Source organism: uncultured Luteimonas sp., assembly GCF_947492465.1.
In the GTDB taxonomy this organism is placed as follows: Bacteria; Pseudomonadota; Gammaproteobacteria; order Xanthomonadales; family Xanthomonadaceae; genus Luteimonas.
Window position 1 is genome coordinate 262241 of record NZ_CANLNF010000003.1, and the last position, 18670, is coordinate 280910.

The window sequence follows — 18670 nt, forward strand, 5'->3', positions numbered from 1 at the left end:
GGGGAGCGTCCATGCTGCTGGAGTTCATCGCCATCATCGCCGCCGGCTTCGGCCTGGCCGGCATCGCGCTCTCGGTCAACATCGCGCTGCGACGGCGGCTTCCGCAGTGGATCGTGCCGGCGGCGGCCGGCGCCGGCATGCTGCTGATGGCGATCTGGCTGGAGTACTCGTGGCTCGAGCGGACCACCGGGACCTTCCCGGAGGGCGTGGAGGTCGCCTCCACCAACCAGGTGCGCTCCTGGTACCGCCCGTGGACCTACGTGGTGCCGCTGACCAACCGCCTGATCGCCGTCGACCGTCGCTTCGACCGCCGCCACCCCGACCGGCCCGGCCAGGTGCTGACGCGGGTCATCCTCGCCGGCCGCTGGGAACCCACGCGGCAGTTCGGCGCGGTCTACGACTGCAACGCGCACCGCCGCGCCGACCTGCTCGACCAGGTCGAGCTGGACGACAGCGGGGACCTGAGGAATGCGAAGTGGGTGCAACTGTCCGCAGACGACGCGGTGCTGCGCACGGCCTGCGCACGCTGACCGCAGGCGACGGGCCTACAGCCAGCGCAGCGCCGCGATCGCCACCAGCGTGGGCGGCAGGGCCGCGAGCAGCAGGCCCAGCGGGTGCACCGACTGGTCGTTGAAGTGGCGCCGCACGATGGACATGCCGGCGGGATTGGGCGCATTGGCGATCACCGTCAGGCCGCCGCCGGCTACCGCGCCGGCCACCAGCATGTACTTGAACTCGTCGCTCAGTCCCTCCACCAGCGATCCGAGATAGGTCAGCGCGGCGTTGTCGGTGATCGCGGTCAGCGCGGTCGCACCGAAGAACACCGCGTCGCTGCTCATGCTCATCAGCAGCGGCTCCAGCCACCACTGCTGCTTGCCGCCCAGCACCACCAGGCCGGCGAGGAAGAAGGCGACCAGCAGGCCCTCGCGCAGGATCAGGCGATCCTGGTACTGGCCGTAGGCGGTGGCCACGCCGAGGAACAGCAGGAAGATCCCCATGAACACCGCCGGATGGTGGGCGAACACCACCAGCCCCAGCAGGAACAGCAGGTGCACCAGCACCAGCGGGATCGACATCGGCGTGCGAGTGCCCTGCTCCGCCGACGGCAGCTGTCCCAGCTCCCTGCGGAACACGAACACCACCAGCGCGGCGTTGACCACCACCGCGATCGCGGCCTTCCAGCCGAAGTTCGCCATCATGAAGGCCAGGTCCCAGTTCCACTTGGCCGCCACCATCAGCACCGGCGGCGCCGCGAACGGCGTCAGCACGCCACCGATCGAGACGTTGACGAACAGGGTGCCGAGCAGCGCGTACTTGACCCGGTTGGACACGTTCACCGCATAGACGCGACGGGCCAGCATCAACGCCGCCAGCGTCATCGCCGCGGGCTCGGTGATGAACGAGCCCAGCAGCGGCACCAGGGCCAGCACGCTGAAACAGAACTCCAGTCCGTTGCGCCACGGCAGCAGCCTGGCGAGTCCGTCCACCAGACGCGTGGCCGCCCACAGGATCGGCCGGGTCCCGGCGATCACCATGATCGCGAACACGAACATGGGCTCGGTGTAGTTGCGCGAGTCCACGTAGGCGGTGGCATCGCCCACCCCGTCGACCAGCGCGATCGCCAGCACCAGCACCAGCGCCCAGAAGCCGAACACCACTTCCACCTCGCCCAGCAGGTGCCAGCTGCCGGCGTGCGCCGGCTGCCGGTGCGCCAGGCGCTGGAAGAACTTGGTGCTGAAGGTGTGCACGATCGCGAGCGCGAACAGCACGGTGGCGACGATTTCGATCGTTGCCGGATTCATGGCGACATCCCCATCCCCGGATGCGGCCGATACTAGCAGCCGGACGGGGCTGCTCGTGCCCCGCCTCGGCACGCCGTGGCGGCAGCACGCTGCTCCGGTCTGCCGCCGTTGCCATGCAAGCGCATCCTCTGGTCCTGTCGCACCAATGCCGCCAGCAGGCCTGGCCGCACGCTGCCGCATCCGGACCCGTCTGCGAACCCGCGCCACCGCCCATCGCGGCGATCGCCGCAGTGGGCGGCGTGGCGCCTTCGATTCGACGCCGGTCGATGTCCTCGCCACCCCTACCAAAGACGAATAGGCAGCGCCGGTTGCCGCGCGCAGCCTCGACCGACCGGTGTGCGCACGGGTTCCTACGGGGGGAATAGAGATGACACGACGCAGGACGCTGCGGCCGCGCGCGGCCGCACTGGTTTTCGCCCTGACCGCGCCGGGCCTGTCGCTCCACGCCAAGCCGATCCACGCCGCTCCGGAAGCTCGATCCCGGCGTGGGACCCGGCCGGAGCGAACGCACGCCTGAGGACGGCCGCGAGGGCGATCCCGGGCGTATCCATACGACCGTCAAACAAAGCTTCTAAGGGGAGGTGCCGATGTCAACCGCAACCAGCAATCCCGCCGTCCGGACGGGCGGCATGACCAGGGAACACCGCAAGGTCATCATCGCCTCGAGCCTGGGGACCGTGTTCGAGTGGTACGACTTCTACCTGTACGGTTCGCTGGCCGCGGTCATCGCGGTGCATTTCTTCTCGTCCCTGGCACCGGGACCGGCGTTCATCATGGCGCTGCTGACCTTCGCCGCGGGATTCGCGGTGCGCCCGTTCGGCGCGATCGTGTTCGGTCGCCTCGGCGACCTGATCGGCCGCAAGTACACCTTCCTCATCACCATCGTGATCATGGGCATCTCGACCTTCCTGGTCGGCGTGTTGCCCACCTACGACTCCATCGGCATCGCCGCACCGATCCTGCTCGTGGTCCTGCGCTGCCTGCAGGGCCTGGCACTGGGCGGCGAGTATGGCGGCGCGGCGACCTACGTCGCCGAGCATGCGCCGATGGGCAAGCGCGGCCTGTACACCAGCTTCATCCAGACCACCGCCACGGTCGGCCTGTTCCTGTCGCTGATGGTCATCCTGGGCTGCCGGCTGGCGCTGGGCAACGAAGCCTTCGCCGAGTGGGGCTGGCGCATTCCCTTCCTGATCTCGTTCGCGCTGCTGGTGATCTCGATCTGGATCCGCATGCAGCTCAACGAGTCGCCGCTGTTCCAGAAGATGAAGGAGGAAGGCACGCGTTCGAAGGCGCCGCTGACCGAGAGCTTCGGCACCTGGAGCAACGGCAAGATCGTGCTGCTGGCGCTGTTCGGCGCCACCGCCGGCCAGGCCGTGGTGTGGTACGCCGGCCAGTTCTACGCGCTGTTCTTCATGACCCAGACGCTGAAGGTCGATCCGATCACCGCCAACCTGTTCATCGCCGCGGCGCTGGCGATCGCCACCGGTGGCTTCGTCTTCTTCGGCTGGCTGTCGGACAGGATCGGCCGCAAGCCGATCATCATGGCCGGCTGCCTGCTGGCCGCGCTGACCTACTTCCCGCTGTTCAAGGGCCTGATGTACTTCGGCAACCCCGCCCTGTACGCCGCTTCGCAGGACAACCCGGCGGTGGTGATCGCGGACCCGAAGGACTGCTCGTTCCAGTTCGTCCCCGGCGAGCTGAAGAGCCACGTCAAGTTCAGCAACTCCTGCGACATCGTCAAGAACCTGCTCAACGCACGCAGCGTGGCCTACACCAACCAGGATGCGGCGGCCGGCACCCTGGCGGCGGTGCGCATCGGCGACACGATGATCGAGAGTGTCAACCTGACCACGCTCACCGGCGACGAGGCCGCGGCCGCGCAGGCCAAGCTGCAGGCCGATCTGACCGCGGCGATCGATGCCGCCGGTTATCCGAAGGCGGCCGACAACAGCCAGATGAACAAGCCGATGATGCTGTTGATCCTGACCATCCTGGTGCTGTACGTGACCATGGTGTACGGACCGATCGCGGCCTGGCTGGTGGAACTGTTCCCGACCCGCATCCGCTACACCTCCATGTCGCTGCCCTACCACATCGGCAACGGCTGGTTCGGCGGCTTCCTGCCGACCACGGCCTTCGCCCTGGTGCTGCTGACCGGCAACATCTACGCCGGCCTGTGGTATCCGATCGTGATCGCGGTGATGACCTTCATCATCGGCACCCTGTTCCTGAAGGAAACCAAGGACGTCGACATCAGCAGGTAGCCGCGCCGGCTGTGATCTGCAACCAGGGACGCCGGCCGCAGGGCCGGCGTCTTTTTGTTCTGCCACCCGAAAACGTGCGCACAGGGCCGCGAAACCTGCGCCCGCGCACCAGCATTCCCAAGGGCAAGCCTCGCCGTGACCGGTGGGCCTGCGCAGCGGAATCAAGGAGGAGGCATGCGCCGACCGGCGCATGCCGGGGGACATTCGCGAAGCAGGCCCGCCGGTCACGGCGAGGCCCGTCAGGTCGCAACGCAACGACCAGAGCACGCAGCCCGGGCCTCCCGTCCCATCTTGCGTTCGCCACCGACAGCACCGCCCCGCGAACAGGGCGCGTTCCGCACCGACCATCGGTCACGGCACCGCCACGGGCGTACCCGGTCGCCTGCCGCCACGTACCGCCGATGCGCCCGGATCGATCGCCGTGCTAGGGTTTGCCGCCATGCCGCAGCCCCTGTCCTCCATCGCCGCGGCCCGCCATGCGCAAGACGGCGCCGACAGCGCCGGCGTCAACAGCATGCGCCAGCTGGTGCAGCTGCGCTGGATCGCGGTCGCCGGCCAGCTGCTGACCATCTCGCTGGTGCACTGGGGTCTGGACATCCCCCTGCCGCTGCTGCCGATGTTCGGCGTGCTGGCGGTGCTGGCCGCGTTCAACCTCGCCATGACGCTGCGCTGGCGTGGCCGCGGGCGGGTCACCAATGCCGCGCTCACCCTGGGCCTGGTGGTCGACGTCGCGGCGCTCACCGTGCAGCTCTACCTCAGCGGCGGCATCACCAACCCCTTCGCCTTCCTCTACCTGCTGCAGGTCGGCGTGGCCGCGGTGCTGCTGCGGGCCTGGGCGAGCTGGGCGATCGCCGGCCTGACCACGGCCTGCATCATCGGCCTGGCGCTGTTCCCGGGGCCGGTCCACCTGCCCGCACACCCCGGCCGCGGCATGCCCGACTACTACGTGCTGGGTCTGCTGCTGTGCTTCGCCCTGATCGCGACCCTGCTGGTGGCCTTCGTCATCCGCATCGGCCGCATCGTGCGGGCGCGCGACGCACGGCTGGCCACGCTGCGCCAGCGCGCGGCCGAGGAGGAGCACGTCGTGCGCATGGGCCTGCTGGCCTCTGGCGCCGCGCATGAGCTGGGCACGCCGCTGGCGACGATGGCGGTGATCCTGGGCGACTGGCGCCACCTGCCGCAGTTCCAGGCGGATCCGGAGCTGCTGCAGGACGTGTCCGAGATGCAGGCGCAGGTGCTGCGCTGCAAGTCCATCGTCTCGGGCATCCTGGCCTCGGCCGGCGAGACCCGGGCCGAGGCGCCGCGCGGCACCACCCTGCGCGCCTTCCTCGGGGGGCTGCTCGAGGAGTGGCAGCGCAGCCGGGTGGTGCGCGGCTTCGAGTACCGCGACGGGATCGAGGGCGAACACGCGATCGTCTCCGACGCCGGCCTGCAGCAGATGCTCTGGAACGTGCTGGACAACGCGCTCGAGGCGTCGCGCTCGCGGGTGTCGCTGCAGGCCTCGACCGCGGGCGGGATGCTGCTGCTGCGCGTGGCCGACGACGGCCCAGGCTTCGACCCGGAGATCCTCGACCGCCTCGGCAGGCCCTACAACTCGAGCAAGGATGCGCCCGGGCGCGGGCTGGGCCTGTTCCTGGCGCTGAACGTGGCGCGCACGCTCGGCGGTACCATTGAGGCACGCAACCCGCCTACCGGCGGCGCCACGGTGACGATCTCCCTGCCGCTGGCGGCGCTGTCGCTGGAACAGGATGATGATGAACAATGATTCCCGCCGCCTGCTGATCGTCGAGGACGACGCGGCCTTCGCGCGCACCCTGGCGCGCTCGTTCGAGCGCCGCGGTTACCAGGTCCGCGGCGCGGCCAGCGTCGACGGCCTGGCGCCGCTGCTGCAGGTATTCGCGCCCACCCACGCGGTGGTCGACCTCAAGCTCGCCGGCGGCAGTTCCGGACTGGCCTGCGTCAAGGCGCTGCACGCGCACGATCCGGACATGCTGATCGTGGTCCTGACCGGCTATGCCAGCATCGCCACCGCGGTGGAGGCGATCAAGCTCGGCGCGCACCACTACCTGGCCAAGCCGTCGAACACCGACGACATCGAAGCGGCGTTCGCGCGCGAGGGCGGCAACGCCGAGGTCGAACTGACCCGGCGCCAGACCTCGATCAAGACCCTGGAATGGGAGCACATCCACGAGGCGCTGGCGGCGGCCGACTTCAACATCTCCGAAGCCGCGCGCCAGCTCGGCATGCACCGTCGCACGCTGGCGCGGAAGCTGGAGAAGCGGCGGGTGAAGTAGGGGCGGGCCTCCGCCGCCGCCTCACTCCGGTTCCGGCTCGCGGTACACCGTCTCGATCTCGTCGCCGCGCTCGCGGCGCACGTTCTCGGCCCAGTGCAGCACCTCGGCCACGGCGTCGAAGAACTCGCCGGAGATGTAGTCGTCCAGCTCGACCTGTTCGTTGAGCCCGCGCGCCAGCGGCACGTTCTGCAGGATCGGGATGCCCTCCTCCTCCGCGGTCTTCTTGATCAGTTCGGCGAAGGCGCCCTCGCCCTTGGCCACGACCACGGGCAGCTCGGTCTCGCCGGGTTCGTACTGCAGGGCGACGGCGATGTGGGTGGGATTGGTCACGACCACGTTGGACTTGCGCACCGAGGTGAGCATGTTCTGCTGCGACCACTCCTGGTGCAACTGCCGGCGGCGCTGCTTGACGTAGGGATCGCCCTCGTTCTCCTTGAGCTCCTGGCGGATGTCGCGCCGGCTCATGCGCAGCTTCTTGGTGTAGGAGAACTTCTGGTACCACACGTCCAGCGCCGAGACGAAGAAGAACACCGCGATCGTCCACACCGCGATCCACTTCACCCCGTGCCAGAACGCCGCCGCCATCGCCGAGGGCGGCGCGTAGGGCAGCTTGAGCAGCCACTCCATCATCCCGCGCAGCACGATGTAGCCGATGCCGATCAGCGCCACGCACTTGAGCACCGACTTCACCAGCTCGACCAGGTTGTCCATCGAGAACATCCGCTTGACGCCCTCGACCGGATTCATCTTGTCCATGTTCGGGGTGACCTTCTTGATCGACAGCACCGGGCCGACCTGCAGGAACTCGATCACCACGCCCAGCGCCAGCACCATCGCCAGCAGCGGCAGGCAGACCCAGAGCAGGGTCTCGAACGCCAGCTGGCCAAGCCGCGGCAGCGCCTCGTGGAAGGGCTGGCCGATCGCCTGCAGGCTCTGGTCGAACAGGCCGGCGAGGCGGCCGTAGATGAACGAGGCCATCAGCCCGCCAAGCGCGATCCAGCCCAGCAGCAGCACGGTGCCGGTGAGCTCCTTGCTGCGCGCGACATTGCCTTCCTTGCGCGCGTCGCGGATCTTCTTCTGGGTCGGTTTCTCGGTCTTGTCGGCGCCCTGGTCCTTGTCGGCCATGCGAAGGTCCCGTGGCTGTCGTCAACGCGGCCCGAGGCTAGCATGCGCCGTGCGGCGGCCGTGCAGGCGGCCGCGGCGGCGTGTGAACGGCGTCCGGATGCGGGGCTCCGGCCTAGGGTCGGCCCGAGGTGCGCGCAGATGACAGCCTCGCTACAGTGTGCCCGTCGCCGCCATTGCGGCCCCAGCGGACCGTCACCAGCCCCCTCCCATGAGCAGCATCGGCTCCACGCCCCCAGGCTTCGGCACGACCGGCTTCCCGGCCGGGCAGGTCTCGCTCGACGAGGCCCGCCAGCAGGACCTGCTGCGCACCGGCGCCGACCTGGCGCTGGACGAGGCGACGCCGACGGCGCTGGTCGATCCGGGCGAGGCGGTACTCGGGCTGTCGGCCTGGGACGGTGCGGACTCGCCCCGCATGCTGCCGCGCGATGCGGCCTTCGCCAGCCAGCTGGGGGCGATGGATCGGGCCGACGCGGCCCATGCCGGCGTCGACGGCATCCTCTCAGCGCTGTAGGGCGCCGACGCAGGCGGCAGCGCGCTGGCCGATAATGGCCCGGTGAACACCCAGGCCCCCTCGCCAGGGCAGCTGCGCGACGCTGCCGCCCGCCTCGTGTCCGCGCTCGCCGCGCACGACGATCCGGAATACCGCCTGGCCGTGCTCAAGCGCCTGTCGCGGCGGCTGGGCGAGGACCACTACCCGATGTTCCTGCGCCTGCTGGGCGTGGTGGCCGAGAGCGACGATGGCGACGCCAAGCGGCTGCTCGCCGACACCGTCGCCCTGGCGCTGCGTCGCTCGGACCTGCCCGGCGGCGCGCTCAGTTCCTGGGGCGCCACGCGCCTGCCGGACAACGTGACCGGGATGAGCGCCGGCGCGCTGTCGGGCGGCTTCTTCGGCAGTTCGCCGCGCCGGCTGCTGGGGCCGGTCGAGTACCTGGTGGTCTGGCACCTGCAGCGCACCCAGCGCACCACCCTGGGCGCCGACGCCTTCCGCCATCACCTGGCGCTGCTGGTGGACCTGCTCAACCACAGCAGCGAGGCGGCCCTGCTGTATCCGCAGAAGCTGGCCGCCGACGCGCAGAACGAACTGGAAGGCGCCTATACCCGCGCCACCCGCGACCGGTTGGCCGCCATCGCCCGTGCCTGGCAGGCCGGGCAGACGCCGCAGCAGGTCGCGCAGGCGGCGATCGACGCCGGCCACGTGGACATGCCGCCGGGCTGGGTCGTGCGCGACCTCTAGGCCCGCCCCGCCGTCCAGGCGGCGTTCGAAAGCGCCGACCGCGCCTCGTTTCGCCACCACCGCGATTGCCGGCACGCGACCCAGCGGCCAAGATGCCGGCGCAACCAGGGGAAAGGGGCTGCAATGGGGAACCGCACAAGCGCCGCACTGGGCGTGCTGCTGGCCGTGGCCATGCTGCCCGGCTGCAGCCGGCCCGCGCCCGACCAGGCCGCGCCGGCCGAAGCCGCCACGCCGGCCGAGGCGGTGCGCCGGCTCACCGCCGACCTGCGCGCCAACGACCTGGACGCGTTCGCCACGCACGCGGTGACGCCGGCGGTGCATGCGCGCCTGCAGACCGCATGGCGCGAGGGCCGCACCCGCTGGCCGCTCGACCAGCTGCCGTTCGCGCGCCACCTCCCGCGCGGCATGGCCGCGCTGTCCGCGCCCGACGCCGAGCAGGTCCTGCAGCGCGGCTTCGAGCGGCAGCTGGCCGACGCCAGCCTGGGCGCGGCCGCCGAGTTCCTGACCCTGTTCACCGTGCAGTACATCCTGCAGCAGGGCGAGTTCAGCGTGTCCGAGCGCGAGCACTATCCGCAGCTGGTGCAGGCGTTCGGCGCCTGGGCCGCGGGCGCGCCGATCGGCGACCGCGACCGCGCGCGCGCCGCCATCGCGACGATGACCGCAGCCGCGCGCGAGGCGCGGCTCGACAGCGACCAGGCCTTCGCCGAGGCCGGCATGGAAGCATCGCTGCAGCGCATGTCGCGGGTCCTCGCCACCGGCAAGCAGGTGCTGGCGTCGTACGGCTTCGACCTCGATGCCGACCTCGCGGCGATGGACGTGCAGCTGCAGTCGCAGACCGGCGACGTGGCGCGCGTACGCATGCAGTACGCGCTGGCGGGTACCCCCATCGACACCGTGGTCAACCTCGAGCGCCGCGACGGCGTGTGGTACGTCAGCGATTTCCTGCGCCACGCCGAGGACGCGGTCGCCCGCGCGGACTGACGCGTCCGGCTACAGCAGCACGCTGATCCCCACCAGCACCATGAAGCCGGCGAACACGCGCTTGAGCGCGGCGCCGCTGATCGCGTGCGCCAGGCGCGTGCCCAGCGGTGCGGCGAGCACCGACGCCAGCGCGATGCCGATCGCCGCCGGCAGGTAGACGTAGCCCAGCGCATGCGCCGGCAGCACCCCGGCGGGCGCGTGCAGCGCATAGCCGGCCGCGCTGGCCAGTCCGATGAAGATGCCGCAGGCCGAGGAGGTGCCGACCGCGCGCACCGGCACCACGCCACGCCAGACCAGCAGCGGCACGGTCATGCTGCCGCCGCCGATGCCGACCACCGCCGAGACCGCGCCGATACCGCCGCCGGCGACGCTCATCGGCCAGCCGGACGGGACCACGCCCGGCTGCGCCGCGCCGCCGCGCGGGCCGCCGAACGCCATCTGCGCGGCGACCAGGAAGCAGTACACGGCCACGCACCAGCGCAGCACATCGCCCTGCAGCGCGACGGCGACGAGGCTGCCCAGCCAGCCGCCGAGCAGCAGGCCCGGCACCATCCACGCCACCGTCGGCCAGAGCACGCTGCCGCGGCGATGATGGGCGCGCGCCGAGGACGAGGCGGTGAGCACGATGCTGGCCAGGGAGCTGGCCAGTGCCGCGTGCATCGCCGCGTCCTGCGGGATGCCGTAGGCCGGCAGCAGCCAGAACAGCGCACCGATCAGCACCAGGCCGCCGCCGATGCCCAGCAGGCCGGCCAGCACGCCGGCGGCCACGCCCAGCAGCGGGAAGACCCACCAGCCCTCGATCATGCGCCGGCCCCGGCGCGCGGGTCTGAAAAGATGTTCATCGATGTCTGGCTATAGTCGGCGGATGTCGAAACGGCTGCCCATCCTACTCGCCGCGCTGGCGCTGCTGGCGCTGCCCGCGGCGCGCGCGCAGGACGATCCCGCGCCCCTGCGCGTCGCACTAGAAGCCGCCGAACGCGGCCTGCCCGCGCCGGCGCTGGCGTCCACCCATCCGGCCAGGCGCTGGGTGGAGATGGCCGCGCTGCGGCGGAACATCGACACCCTGCCCGATGCGCAGGCGCAGGCGTTCCTGTCGCGCTACCGCGGCGAGGCGGTGGCCGAGGTGTTCCGCGAGGCCTGGCTGCGCGCCCTGCTCAAGCGCCAGGACTGGCGGGGTTTCCGCGCGGCCTGGTCGCCCTCGGTGCGCAGCGCCGCCCTGCGCTGCGCCGAACTCGAGGCGCGCCAGCGCACCGGCGCGGTCGACGCGCAGTGGACGCGCGAGGCGCAGGCGATGTGGCGCAGCAGCGGCAAGTCGCTGCCCGACGAGTGTGATCCGGTGTTCGCCGCGCTGGCCGCCAGCGGCGGCCTCGACGCCGCGCTGCGCTGGGAGCGCATCGAGCTGGCCGCCGCGGAGTGGCAGCCGGGCGTGATGCGTTCGGCCGCGCGCGGCCTGCCGCCCGACCAGCTGGCCCTGGCCAGCGACTACGCCGCCTTCATGACGGCGCCGCACGAGCGGGCCGCAGGCTGGCCGAAGACCGCGCGCAGCCGCCTGGTCGCCTCGCACGGCCTGGCGAAGTTCGCCAAGGACGACCCGCTGGCCGCCGAAGCGCGGCTGCCCGCCATTGCCACCGCGCTGTCGTTCGGCGAAACCGAGCGCGGCCGCGTGCTGTACCAGGCCGCGCTGTGGACGGTGGCTTCGTATCTTCCCGATTCGGCGCGCCTGCTCGACCTCGTGCCCGACTCCGCCTATGACGAGCGCCTGCACGAGTGGCGCGTGCGCGAGGCGCTGGCGCGCTCGGACTGGAAGGCGGCGCTGGCGGCGCTGCAGAAGATGGGCGCGAGCCAGCGCGGCGACTCGCGCTGGCAGTGGTTCGAGGCGCGCATGCGCGAGCTCACCGGCGATCGCAGCGGAGCGCAGGCGCTGTACGCGCAGGCGGCCAGGCAGCCGGAATTCCACGGTTTCCTCGCCGCCGATCGCATCGACCAGCCCTACGCACTGTGCCCGTGGATGCCGGAGCATGGCGCCGCGGAAAAGGCGGCGGTCGCCGCGGATCCGGCGCTGGTGCGCGCGATGGCGCTGTACCGCGCCGGCCGCAGCGGCTGGGCCATCCGCGAATGGCGCGACGCGCTCTCGCGCTTCGACGATGCGCAGCGGCGCATTGCCGTCGAGGTCGCGCAGGAACACGGCTGGTTCGACCGCGCCGTGTTCGACCTGGGCAAGGCGCCGGGCGAGAACCGGCTCTACACGCTGCGCTTTCCCATCCACCATGCCGATCTCATCCAGCGCGAGGCGCGAAAGAATGGACTCGACCCGGCCTGGGTCGCCGCCGAGATCCGCGCCGAAAGCGTGTTCAATCCCGAGGCACGCTCGCCGGCCGATGCACGCGGCCTGATGCAGGTGCTGCCGTCGACCGGCGCGGCGGTCGCGCGGCGGCTGGGCCTGCCCTGGGGCGGCGCCGCCAGCCTCTACGATCCGGAAACCAACATCGCCCTCGGCACCGCCTACCTGCGCGAGAAGGAAGCGATGTACGGCAAGCCCTACGTCGCCATCGCCGCCTACAACGCCGGGCCGACGCCGACCTCGCGCTGGCTGTCGCAGCGTCCGCAGATGGACCCGGACCTGTGGATCGAGACCATCAGCTATCGCGAAACGCGCGAGTACGTGGCCCGCATCCTCGCCTTCAGCGTGCTCTACGACTGGCGCATGTTCGGCAAGGCCGCGCCGGTGACCGCGCGCATGCGCGGCGAATCCGCCGCCACGCGCAAGGCGTTCGCGTGCCCGGCGCCTGCCGCGACGGGTTGAACGCCAGCCGCTAAGCTGGCGCCTGTCCTTCTTCCGGGAAACGCCATGGGCCTGTTGGACGCACTGCTCGGGAACGCCAGCGAGGCGCCGGTCACCAAGACCTTCGGCCGCAAGGTCGACGCGAAGGCGCTGCTGGGGCTGCTCAGCGCGCGGGTCCTGGACTGAGTCCGATGCGGACCTACCTGGTCGGCGGTGCGGTGCGCGACCGGCTGCTCGGGCTGCCGCCGGGCGACCGCGACTGGGTGGTCGTGGGCGAGACGCCGGAATCGATGCTCGCCGCCGGCTTCCGGCCGGTGGGTCGCGACTTCCCGGTGTTCCTGCATCCCGACACCGGCGAGGAACATGCGCTGGCGCGCACCGAGCGCAAGAGCGCGCCGGGACATCGCGGCTTCGTGGTCCATGCCGACCGGTCGGTGACCCTGGAACAGGACCTGGAGCGGCGCGACTTCACCATCAATGCGATCGCCCGGGACGAGGCCGGCCACCTGGTCGATCCCTTCGGCGGCGCGCGCGACATCGAGGCGCGCGTGCTGCGGCACGTCGGCCCGGCCTTCGTCGAGGATCCGCTGCGGGTGCTGCGCGCGGCGCGATTCATGGCGCGCCTCGCACCGCTGGGCTTCCGCGTCGCCGACGAGACCCTGGCGCTGATGCAGCGCATGGCCGCCGGCGGCGAACTCGCCAGCCTCGTGCCGGAGCGGGTGTGGCAGGAGCTGTGCAAGGCGCTGGCCGCGGCGCAGCCTTCGGCCTTCCTGCGCACGCTGCGCACGGCGGGCGCGCTGGCGGTGGTGCTGCCCGAGGTCGACGCGCTGTACGGCGTGCCGCAGCGCGCGGAATACCATCCTGAAGTCGATACCGGCCGCCACCAGGAACTGGTCAGCGACATGGCCGCGCAGCTGGCGCCGGGCGACCCGGTGGTCGGCTTCGCGGCGCTCACCCACGACCTGGGCAAGGCGCTCACGCCCGCCGACGTGCTCCCGCGCCACATCGGCCACGAGCAGGCCGGCCTCAAGCCGCTGCGCGCGCTGTGCGAACGGCTGAAGGTGCCGACCGGGCATCGGGAACTCGCGGTCGTCGCCTGTCGCGAGCACCTCAACGTGCACCGCCTGCACGAGCTGCGCGATGCCACGGTCCACGACCTGCTGCAGCGCTGCGACGCGTTCCGCAAGCCCGCGCGCGTCGCAGGCCTGGCGCGGGTCTGCGAGGCCGACAAGCGCGGCCGCCAGGGGCTAGAGCACGAGCCCTATCCGCACGGCGCCGAACTGCAGCGCCTGCACGCGGCCGCGCTGGCGGTGAACGCACGCGACATCGCGCGCGAGGGCATGGACGGCCCGCAGATCGGCGCGGCCCTGCGCAAGGCGCGGATACGCGCCATCGGCACTGCCCGGGCGCAGGCTGCGGACGACGCGGACGGGAGCTAGCATCCCCGCCCGCGGTGCGCGCGCACCGTGGTCTTCGTCGTGCGCCTGACGTCCGCCGACCGGGCGTCGAACGCATGTCCGCGGGCCGCGGCGAGACAGCGGCACCCGCGCCGCGACACGTGATGCGATGCGCTCAGCCCGTGGCCGCCACCTGCGCGCCCCGGCCGCGCGTGCGGCGCGCCAGGAACCGCAGCAGCGCGGTTTCCCAGCGGCGCCGCCCGGCCACGCCTTCGGCCGCGCGATGCAGGCGGCCGTCGCGCCAGCCCTCGAACACCCGCGGATCGACATAGCTCTTGCGGCACACGGTTGGCGTGTTGCCGAGCATCTCCGCCACCGACGCCACCACGTCGCGGCACACGCCCGCCGCGGCGGTGTCGGACGTCGCCGCATCGGCCGGGATCCCGGCCAGCTGGCGGAACGCCGCTTCGGTCGCGCCCCAGGTGCGGAAGTCCTTGGCGGTGAACGCATCTCCCATGCAGTCGCGCAGGTACTGGTTGACGTCGCTCGATTCCACCGGCACCAGCTCGCCGTCCTGGTCGCGGTACTGGAACAGGCGCTGGCCGGGCAGGTCGTGCATGGCGCGCACCAGGCGCAGCAGGCGCGGATCCTGGATGCCGGCTTCGTGCGCCCGCCCGCCCTTGCCGTTGAACTGCAGCCGCAGCTCCCGGCCGAGGAAGCGCGCGTGCCGGGTGCGCAGCGTGGTCAGGCCGAACGAACCGTTCTCGCGCGCATAGCAGTCGTTGCCGACCCGGATCAGGGTGCTGGCCATGATCGCGACCACGCCTGCGAGCACCTTCTCGCGCGGCAGGCCGGGCAGGGCGAGATCGGCACGGACCCGGCGGCGCAGCTTCGGCAACGCGCGTCCGAAGGCGACGATGCGGTCGAACTTGTTGGCGTCGCGCAACGGGCGCCAGTCCGGGTGGTAGCGGTACTGCTTGCGGCCTCGCGCATCGCGTCCGGTGGCCTGCAGGTGGCCACGCGCCGACGTGCAGATCCAGACCTCGCGATAGGCCGGCGGGATCGCCAGCGCGCGGATCCGCGCCAGCGTGTCCGCATCGCGCACGCAGCCGCCGTCGGGATCGAGGTAGCGGAAGCCGCGCCCGCAGCGCATGCGGCGGATGCCTGGCGCGGTATCGCTGACATAACGCAGGCCCGCTTCGACGGCATCGCGTTCGGCCGGCGTGAGCGGCCGGCGGCGTTTGCGGCGGCTCGTGCCGGAAGCGTTCCTGCGCATGCGGCGAGCGTAGCCACGGCCCGTGATCGGGCAGTGAACCGCGAGGCCACCCGGAACTGCCCGGCCTGTGTTCACGCAGTTCGTGCGGCAAGACGTGGCCGTCGTCGTCGGGTGGCGACCTCGCCCGCCTCATCGCGGACAGGGGTTTCGCGGATCATATCTTCAGGATCCAGCCGCGACCCGCCATCGCGCGCACGATGCCCCACCACAGCGCGACGAAGCCCAGCGCGAACGCCAGCGACGGCAGCCAGGGCCCGGTGTAAGGCGTCATCCAGGCAAAGCCGTGGCGGTAGGCGGCGTCCCACAATCCGGTGCCCGCCAGCAGGTAGACCATCAGCGCCGAGCCGGCGTAGGCGGCGATGGCATTGATGCCGAAGCTGCGCCCGATCGCCGGCCAGCCACGGCGGTCGACCAGCAGCTGCGCCAACGCCAGCGCCAGCGCCGCCCAGCCGGCGCTCCACAGCACGAACGACGAGGTCCACAGCGCCTTGTTGGCCGGCATCGCCAGCGACCACAGCGCGCCGGCCGCCAGCATGGCCAGGGCCGCGCCCGCAAGGCGATACAGCCGGCCATTGCGCAGCCAGTCGCCGGCGCGCACGCCCAGCAGCACAGTCGCGATCGCAGGCAGCGTCGCCGGCAGCCCCTCGGGATCATGGCCGCGTCCAGCGGCGGCATCGAAGTCGTAGAGCCACGGCGCGAGCAGCGCGGTGTCGATGCGGTCGGCGAGGTTGAGGTAGCGTTCGTAGCTGCCGCCGGCGGCCAGCAGCAGCCACCAGCCCAGCAGCAGCGCCGCGATCAGCATCCACTGCGCGCGGGGGCGCAGGTGCAGGGCCAGCGGCGCGGCGACCAGGAAGCACAGGCCGATGCGCTGCAGCACGCCCGGAATGCGGTAGTGCGCGGCATCGAACGCCCACCAGGCCGCCAGGTGCAGCAGCAGGCCGAGGCCGACGATGCGCAGCCCGCGCGCGAGGATCGAACGCCACAGCGCGCGCAGGTCGTCGCCGCGCTCCATGCGCGGCACCAGGCCCAGCGCGATCGACACGCCGACCACGAACAGGAAGAACGGGAACACCAGGTCGGTCGGCGTGCAGCCATGCCAGTCGGCGTGTCGCAGCGGCGCGTAGACATGACCCCAGTCGCCCGGATTGTTGACCAGCAGCATCGCCGCCACCGTCAGTCCGCGCAGCGCGTCGACCGAGGCATGGCGTGGCGCCTTCGCGTTCAAGCGTCGTGGCGCTCCATGGCGCCGGCGACCCAGGTCGCACGCACCTGCAGCGCGTCGTCGAGCAACACCAGGTCGGCGGCCAGTCCCGGCGCGATGCGGCCATGGCGATCGTCCAGGCCGAGGAACTGCGCGGGGTACAGCGACGCCATGCGCACCGCCTCCTCCAGCGGCAGGCCGAGCAGGCGCACGCTGTTGCGCACGGCCGTGGCCATGTCCAGCGCGGAGCCGGCGAGCGCCCCGGCGGCGTTGCGCACCACGCCGTCGACCGCGGTGATGGTTTCGCCGTAAAGCGCGAAGGCCGGATCGTCGGCGCCGACCATCGGCATGGCGTCGGTGACCAGGAACAGCTTGCCGCGCGGCTTGGCCGCCAGCGCGACGCGCAGGCTGGCCGGGTGCACGTGCACGCCGTCGACGATGATCCCGCACCAGCTGTCGCGATCCTCCAGCGCCGCCCCCACCGCGCCCGGTTCGCGTCCCTGCAGCGGGCTCATCGCGTTGAAGAGATGGGTGAAGCCACGGATCCCCGCATCCAGGCCTGCGCGGACCTGCGCATGGCTGGCGGCGGTGTGCCCGGCCGCGACGATCGCGCCGCGCGCGAGCAGGGCCGCCAGCGTCGCGGCCGGCAGCTGTTCCGGCGCCACGGTGAGCAGGGTCACGCCGTTGTCGAGCGAGGTCGCCAGCGCGATCTCGTCCGCGTCGGGCGCCCGGAACATGCCCGCATCGTGCGTGCCCTTGCGCGCCGGCGCCAGGTAGGGGCCTTCGAGGTGGATGCCGAGCACGCCGGGGACCCGCTGCGCAATGGCGTCGCGCACGGCGGCGATCGCTTCGCGCATGACCTCGACGCGATCGCTGATCAGGGTCGGGAGCAGGCCAGTCGTGCCGAAGCGGCGATGCGCGCGGGCGATGGCGGCGACGCCTTCGAGCGTGGGCGCGTTGTTGAACAGCACGCCGCCACCGCCGTTGACCTGGGCGTCGATGAAGCCCGGCACCAGCAGCCCCCCCGCCAGGTCGAGCCGCGTCGCGTCGCGCAGGACCGGATCGTCCGCCTCGACCACCGCCCGCACGCGCCCGGCCTCCAGCAGGACGGCCACATCGTCGGCGAATCCCGCGTCGAGCAGCACGCGCGCGTTGACCAGGGCGATCGTGGTCATCGCGCGGGTCCTGCGACGGCGGGCGCCACGAGTCTGGCCCGTGCGGCGCCGGCCGGGCGGCAACGGATGCAGGCGTGATGCGCAGGCGCGGACACTAGACCGTCTCGGTGATCTTGTTGAGGTGCGGCGGCGTGTCCGGATCGAAGCCACGCGCCAGCGACAGCGCGTTGGCCATCCGGTAGAAGGCCTGCACCTGCAGCAGCGGCGCGCAGGCCGGGTGCGGTGCGACGGGCACGGGCAGGTCGGCCCCCTCGCCGGTGTCGGCCAACCACACGCTGGCGCCGCGCGCGCGCAGTTCGCCGGCCAGCGCGCGCGTGCCCGGGCCGGTGTCGTCGGGCTGGGCGAGCATCAGCACCGGAAACCCCGCGCCGACCAGCGCCATCGGCCCGTGCTTCACTTCCGCCGAACTGTAGGCTTCCGCATGCAGGCCGCAGGTTTCCTTGAACTTGAGCGCGAGCTCCTGGGCTGCGGCCAGGCCCGGACCGCGCCCGAGCACGAACAGGTTGCGCGCCTGCTGCAGGCCTTCGCGCGCCGGCGACCAGTCGCAGTCCCAGGCCGCGCGCAGCCCGGTGGGCAGGGCCGGCAGCGCGGTCGCCAGCGCGGGATCCTCGTCCCAGGCGGCCACCAGCTGCAGCAGCGCCGACAGCGAGGCGAGGTAGCTCTTGGTCGCCGCGACGCTGCGCTCGGGCCCTGCATGCAGCGGCACCACCACGTCGGCCAGCGCCGCCAGCGGCGAATCGGCTGCATTCACCAGCGCGACCACGCGCGCGCCGGCCTCGCGTGCGGCCTGGGTGTTGCGCAGCAGGTCCGGGCTGCGGCCGGACTGCGAGATCGCGATGAACAGGGCGTCGCCCAGCCGCTGCCGCACGCCGTACACCGAGCCCACCGAAGGCGAGACCGAGGCGGTGACCAGCCCCAGCCGGGTCTCGATCAGCGCCTTGCCGAAGGTGGCCGCGTGGTCGGAACTGCCGCGCGCGCAGGTGGCGACGAACGCCGGCGGCCGGCGTCGCAGCTCTTCGGCGAGCGCGGCGAGCGGGTCCTGGTTGGCGGCGAACTGCGCTGCCACCACGTCGGCCGCCTGCGCGGCTTCGCGGAACATCCAGGTCCCGGCAGCGTGCGCGGAAGCCTCGCCCATGGCG

The 18670-nt window shown here is 71.9% G+C and carries 16 protein-coding genes; 9 read left to right on the forward strand and 7 right to left on the reverse strand.

Annotation, left to right across the window (positions count from 1 at the left end):
- Nucleotides 1–11: 11 nt before the first annotated feature.
- Entirely contained in the window at nucleotides 12–530 is a 519-nt protein-coding gene (locus Q0863_RS09190; RefSeq protein WP_298577452.1) for a hypothetical protein, read from the forward strand.
- Between the two features lie 15 nt (nucleotides 531–545).
- Here the strand turns inward: Q0863_RS09190 and Q0863_RS09195 are convergent, their stop codons facing one another.
- Nucleotides 546–1802 carry a putative Na+/H+ antiporter gene (locus Q0863_RS09195; RefSeq protein ID WP_298577454.1) on the reverse strand — a complete coding sequence of 419 codons (1257 nt, stop codon included), beginning with the start codon at nucleotides 1800–1802 and terminating at the stop codon, nucleotides 546–548.
- Nucleotides 1803–2389: 587 nt separating this feature from the next.
- On the opposite strand from Q0863_RS09195, the gene Q0863_RS09200 reads away from it, so the two are divergent.
- The 3 genes from Q0863_RS09200 to Q0863_RS09210 all read left to right on the forward strand — a co-directional run bounded on the left by Q0863_RS09200 (nucleotide 2390) and on the right by Q0863_RS09210 (nucleotide 6360).
- On the forward strand, nucleotides 2390–4066 hold the full coding sequence (locus tag Q0863_RS09200; protein WP_298577456.1) for an MFS transporter: 1677 nt from the start codon (nucleotides 2390–2392) through the stop codon (nucleotides 4064–4066).
- 439 nt (nucleotides 4067–4505) lie between these two features.
- On the forward strand, nucleotides 4506–5831 hold the full coding sequence (locus Q0863_RS09205; protein ID WP_298577458.1) for an ATP-binding protein: 1326 nt from the start codon (nucleotides 4506–4508) through the stop codon (nucleotides 5829–5831).
- Nucleotides 5821–6360, forward strand: a complete 540-nt coding sequence (locus tag Q0863_RS09210) for a response regulator transcription factor (RefSeq protein ID WP_298577460.1) — start codon at nucleotides 5821–5823, stop codon at nucleotides 6358–6360. Before Q0863_RS09205 ends, Q0863_RS09210 begins: the two co-directional genes overlap by 11 nt.
- Nucleotides 6361–6381: 21 nt before the next feature.
- On the opposite strand, the gene sctU is transcribed toward Q0863_RS09210, so the two are convergent.
- Nucleotides 6382–7485: a type III secretion system export apparatus subunit SctU gene (gene sctU, locus Q0863_RS09215; RefSeq protein WP_298577462.1), complete on the reverse strand. Its 1104-nt coding sequence runs from the start codon at nucleotides 7483–7485 to the stop codon at nucleotides 6382–6384.
- A gap of 208 nt (nucleotides 7486–7693) precedes the next feature.
- Here sctU and Q0863_RS09220 point away from each other — a divergent pair, with 208 nt between their 5' ends.
- The 3 genes from Q0863_RS09220 to Q0863_RS09230 all read left to right on the forward strand — a co-directional run bounded on the left by Q0863_RS09220 (nucleotide 7694) and on the right by Q0863_RS09230 (nucleotide 9700).
- Nucleotides 7694–7996: a hypothetical protein gene (locus Q0863_RS09220; protein WP_298577464.1), complete on the forward strand. Its 303-nt coding sequence runs from the start codon at nucleotides 7694–7696 to the stop codon at nucleotides 7994–7996.
- 42 nt (nucleotides 7997–8038) lie between these two features.
- Entirely contained in the window at nucleotides 8039–8719 is a 681-nt protein-coding gene (locus Q0863_RS09225; RefSeq protein WP_298577466.1) for a hypothetical protein, read from the forward strand.
- A gap of 123 nt (nucleotides 8720–8842) precedes the next feature.
- Complete coding sequence (locus Q0863_RS09230; protein WP_298577468.1) at nucleotides 8843–9700, forward strand: hypothetical protein; 858 nt, start codon at nucleotides 8843–8845, stop codon at nucleotides 9698–9700.
- Between the two features lie 9 nt (nucleotides 9701–9709).
- Here the strand turns inward: Q0863_RS09230 and Q0863_RS09235 are convergent, their stop codons facing one another.
- On the reverse strand, nucleotides 9710–10504 hold the full coding sequence (locus Q0863_RS09235) for a sulfite exporter TauE/SafE family protein (protein WP_298577470.1): 795 nt from the start codon (nucleotides 10502–10504) through the stop codon (nucleotides 9710–9712).
- A gap of 61 nt (nucleotides 10505–10565) precedes the next feature.
- Here Q0863_RS09235 and Q0863_RS09240 point away from each other — a divergent pair, with 61 nt between their 5' ends.
- Both Q0863_RS09240 and Q0863_RS09245 read left to right on the forward strand, forming a co-directional pair.
- Nucleotides 10566–12503, forward strand: a complete 1938-nt coding sequence (locus tag Q0863_RS09240) for a lytic transglycosylase domain-containing protein (protein ID WP_298577473.1) — start codon at nucleotides 10566–10568, stop codon at nucleotides 12501–12503.
- Between the two features lie 170 nt (nucleotides 12504–12673).
- Nucleotides 12674–13921 carry a multifunctional CCA addition/repair protein gene (locus Q0863_RS09245; RefSeq protein ID WP_298577475.1) on the forward strand — a complete coding sequence of 416 codons (1248 nt, stop codon included), beginning with the start codon at nucleotides 12674–12676 and terminating at the stop codon, nucleotides 13919–13921.
- A 133-nt stretch (nucleotides 13922–14054) separates the two neighbouring features.
- Here the strand turns inward: Q0863_RS09245 and Q0863_RS09250 are convergent, their stop codons facing one another.
- The 4 genes from Q0863_RS09250 to Q0863_RS09265 all read right to left on the reverse strand — a co-directional run bounded on the left by Q0863_RS09250 (nucleotide 14055) and on the right by Q0863_RS09265 (nucleotide 18666).
- Nucleotides 14055–15155: a DNA topoisomerase IB gene (locus Q0863_RS09250; RefSeq protein ID WP_298577477.1), complete on the reverse strand. Its 1101-nt coding sequence runs from the start codon at nucleotides 15153–15155 to the stop codon at nucleotides 14055–14057.
- A 154-nt stretch (nucleotides 15156–15309) separates the two neighbouring features.
- A complete protein-coding gene (locus Q0863_RS09255) occupies nucleotides 15310–16380 on the reverse strand; it encodes a heparan-alpha-glucosaminide N-acetyltransferase domain-containing protein (protein ID WP_298577479.1) in 1071 nt (356 codons plus the stop codon).
- Complete coding sequence (gene nagA / locus Q0863_RS09260; RefSeq protein ID WP_298577481.1) at nucleotides 16377–17531, reverse strand: N-acetylglucosamine-6-phosphate deacetylase; 1155 nt, start codon at nucleotides 17529–17531, stop codon at nucleotides 16377–16379. The genes Q0863_RS09255 and nagA overlap by 4 nt, the downstream gene beginning before the upstream one ends.
- A gap of 94 nt (nucleotides 17532–17625) precedes the next feature.
- The gene (locus Q0863_RS09265; protein WP_298577483.1) at nucleotides 17626–18666 is read right to left on the reverse strand and encodes an SIS domain-containing protein; all 1041 of its coding nucleotides are present in this window, start codon (nucleotides 18664–18666) and stop codon (nucleotides 17626–17628) included.
- Nucleotides 18667–18670 lie beyond the last annotated feature (4 nt).

Coding starts and splice junctions, on each gene's coding strand:
- Q0863_RS09210 (WP_298577460.1), top strand. CDS start 5,821: ATGAACAATGATTCCCGCCGCCTGCTGATCGTCGAGGACGACGCGGCC.
- Q0863_RS09230 (WP_298577468.1), top strand. CDS start 8,843: ATGGGGAACCGCACAAGCGCCGCACTGGGCGTGCTGCTGGCCGTGGCC.
- Q0863_RS09235 (WP_298577470.1), bottom strand. CDS start 10,504: ATGATCGAGGGCTGGTGGGTCTTCCCGCTGCTGGGCGTGGCCGCCGGC.
- Q0863_RS09200 (WP_298577456.1), top strand. CDS start 2,390: ATGTCAACCGCAACCAGCAATCCCGCCGTCCGGACGGGCGGCATGACC.
- sctU (WP_298577462.1), bottom strand. CDS start 7,485: ATGGCCGACAAGGACCAGGGCGCCGACAAGACCGAGAAACCGACCCAG.
- Q0863_RS09240 (WP_298577473.1), top strand. CDS start 10,566: ATGTCGAAACGGCTGCCCATCCTACTCGCCGCGCTGGCGCTGCTGGCG.
- Q0863_RS09195 (WP_298577454.1), bottom strand. CDS start 1,802: ATGAATCCGGCAACGATCGAAATCGTCGCCACCGTGCTGTTCGCGCTC.
- Q0863_RS09190 (WP_298577452.1), top strand. CDS start 12: ATGCTGCTGGAGTTCATCGCCATCATCGCCGCCGGCTTCGGCCTGGCC.
- Q0863_RS09250 (WP_298577477.1), bottom strand. CDS start 15,155: ATGCGCAGGAACGCTTCCGGCACGAGCCGCCGCAAACGCCGCCGGCCG.
- Q0863_RS09220 (WP_298577464.1), top strand. CDS start 7,694: ATGAGCAGCATCGGCTCCACGCCCCCAGGCTTCGGCACGACCGGCTTC.
- Q0863_RS09245 (WP_298577475.1), top strand. CDS start 12,674: ATGCGGACCTACCTGGTCGGCGGTGCGGTGCGCGACCGGCTGCTCGGG.
- nagA (WP_298577481.1), bottom strand. CDS start 17,531: ATGACCACGATCGCCCTGGTCAACGCGCGCGTGCTGCTCGACGCGGGA.
- Q0863_RS09205 (WP_298577458.1), top strand. CDS start 4,506: ATGCCGCAGCCCCTGTCCTCCATCGCCGCGGCCCGCCATGCGCAAGAC.
- Q0863_RS09265 (WP_298577483.1), bottom strand. CDS start 18,666: ATGGGCGAGGCTTCCGCGCACGCTGCCGGGACCTGGATGTTCCGCGAA.